General features: G+C 70.5%; 4 protein-coding genes. All 4 read left to right on the plus strand.

Features of this window, described 5'->3' with window-relative positions:
* On the plus strand, positions 1–345 hold a 345-nt coding region (locus A9W96_RS18445), incomplete at its 5' end, for a septum formation initiator family protein (protein WP_197499563.1).
* Positions 338–826, plus strand: coding sequence for a DUF501 domain-containing protein (locus A9W96_RS18450; protein WP_067141905.1), 489 nt, complete (start codon positions 338–340; stop codon positions 824–826). The genes A9W96_RS18445 and A9W96_RS18450, both read left to right, overlap by 8 nt.
* Positions 820–1,767, plus strand: a complete 948-nt coding sequence (locus tag A9W96_RS18455; protein ID WP_067141908.1) for a Ppx/GppA phosphatase family protein — start codon at positions 820–822, stop codon at positions 1,765–1,767. The genes A9W96_RS18450 and A9W96_RS18455 overlap by 7 nt, the downstream gene beginning before the upstream one ends.
* A gap of 101 nt (positions 1,768–1,868) precedes the next feature.
* Positions 1,869–2,216 carry a hypothetical protein gene (locus A9W96_RS18460; protein WP_067141911.1) on the plus strand — a complete coding sequence of 116 codons (348 nt, stop codon included), beginning with the start codon at positions 1,869–1,871 and terminating at the stop codon, positions 2,214–2,216.
* The last annotated feature ends 25 nt before the right edge of the window (positions 2,217–2,241 follow it).

The following is a 2,241-nucleotide window of genomic DNA, read 5'->3' on the forward strand; positions in this document are numbered from 1 at the left end:
GCGCTACGGCGTCAGGTCGCGGAGTTGGAGCAGCGCAAGGCCAAACTCGGTGACCCGGCCTACATTGCGGCGCAGGCCCGCGAGCGGCTCGGCTTCGTCAAGCCCGGCGACATCCCGTTCCAGGTGCAGCTCCCGCCGACGGCGGGCGAGCCGACGCAGCCCGGATCCCCGTCGGCGAAGCCGGCCAACACCGACCCCTGGTATACGTCGCTGTGGCACACCATCGCCGACGCCCCGCACCTGCGGCCGGCCAATCCGCCTGCGCCGCAGGCCCCGCCGCCTCCGGCCGAACCGGGCGCGCCCGGTCCGGTGCCCGCACCGAATCCCACGGGTCCCGGTGGTTGATCGTGCCGACCTGGAAGCGGTGGCGCGCCAGCTCGGGCGCGAGCCGCGCGGGGTTATCGAAATCGCCTACCGTTGCCCGAATGGTGAGCCCGGGGTGGTGAAGACGGCACCGAAACTGCCCGACGGCACGCCTTTTCCGACGTTGTACTACCTGACCCATCCGGCGCTGACGGCCGCCGCCAGCAGGCTGGAGACGACGGGGTTGATGCGCGAGATGACCGAGCGGCTGGGCCAGGACGCGGAATTGGCGGCCGCCTACCGGCGCGCCCACGAGTCGTATCTGGCCGAGCGGGACGCGATCGAATCGCTGGGCACCACCTTTTCCGGCGGCGGAATGCCCGACCGGGTCAAGTGCCTGCACGTGCTGATCGCCCATTCGCTGGCCAAGGGGCCTGGTGTGAACCCGTTCGGCGACGAGGCGCTGGCGATCCTGGCCGGCGAGCCCGCGATGCCCGGCATCCTGGAGGCCGGCCGATGGTGAACGACAGGCTCGCCGGAATCGACTGCGGCACCAACTCGATTCGACTGCTGATCGCCGACGTCGACGGTGGCCGGCTGCGCGACGTGTACCGGGAGACGCGCATCGTGCGGCTGGGCCAGGGTGTCGACGCGACCGGTGAATTCGCGGCCGATGCGATAGCCCGCACCCGGGCGGCGCTCGCCGACTACGCGTCGTTGCTGAAACAGCATGGGGTACAACGGGTGCGGATGGTGGCCACCTCCGCCGCCCGCGACGTCGCCAACCGCGATGCGTTCTTCGCGATGACCGCCGACGTGCTGGGCGCGGTGCTGCCGGGGGCGGTGGCGGAGGTGATCACCGGCGCCGAGGAGGCCTCGCTGTCGTTTCGGGGCGCCGTCGGCGAGTTGGACGCTGCGGCGGGGCCTTTCGTCGTCGTCGACCTGGGTGGCGGCTCCACCGAGATCGTCACCGGCGGCGATGCGGTGACGGCCAGCTACTCGGCCGACATCGGCTGCGTGCGGCTGACCGAACGCTGCCTGCATTCGGACCCCCCGACGCCCGAGGAAGTCGCGGCGGCGCGCCGGGTGGTGCGCGAGCGGCTCGAGGTGGCGCTCGGTGTGGTGCCCGTCGAGGGGGCGAAGACCTGGGTCGGGCTGGCCGGGACGATGACCACCCTGTCCGCGCTTGCCCACAACCTGACGACGTATGACTCTGCGGCCATTCATCTTTCGCGCGTCGCCGGTGACGATCTGCTGGCGGTGTGCGAACGGCTGATCGCCATGACGCGGGCCGAGCGCGCGGCGCTGCCGCCGATGCATGCGGGGCGCGCCGATGTGATCGCCGGGGGCGCCATCGTGGTCGAGGAGTTGGCCCGCGAGTTGCGCGCCCGGGCGGGCATCGACGAGCTGACCGTCAGCGAGCACGACATCCTAGACGGCATCGTGTTGTCCATCGCCGGGTAGGTCACATCCGCCACACCGGCCTCTACAACAGTGGACATGTCTTTTGCCCGCCTCGTAGCGACAACTCGGTCGGTGTCGTACCCGTGTGCGACCGTCCGGGGATGGGCTATTCACTCAAAGGGATCGAGCTGCGCTACGTGCTGGCGATGCAGCTGGCGGTACATGGACCGGCCACCATCGCCGAGCTGACCGAAGCGCTTGACTGGCATGGGTTTTACGTTCGGGGCCGCCCATCGAAGGCGATCTCGGATGCGCTGCGCTGGGAGGTCGGACGTGGCCGGGTGTGGCGCCTCGGGCGGGGCCGGTATGGGCCCGGGTACATGCCGCGCGGCACCGAACATCGGATCCATCAGCGCGTGTTGGCGTTACGCGAGGCGGCGGCCGAGTTGTCGCGGAAAGGCGGGCAATTAACTGACCTACCCGCGCGGAGGCCCGAGTGGCTGGTGTGATTCAGGGGCCCAGCCGGCCGCGGGA

It is taken from the genome of Mycobacterium sp. 1245852.3 (assembly GCF_001669335.1).
In the GTDB taxonomy this organism is placed as follows: domain Bacteria; phylum Actinomycetota; class Actinomycetes; order Mycobacteriales; family Mycobacteriaceae; genus Mycobacterium; species Mycobacterium europaeum_A.

Excerpts from the sequence above, each read along its gene's own strand:
- A9W96_RS18455 (WP_067141908.1), top strand. The coding sequence starts at position 820 with ATGGTGAACGACAGGCTCGCCGGAATCGACTGCGGCACCAACTCGATT.
- A9W96_RS18460 (WP_067141911.1), top strand. The coding sequence starts at position 1,869 with ATGGGCTATTCACTCAAAGGGATCGAGCTGCGCTACGTGCTGGCGATG.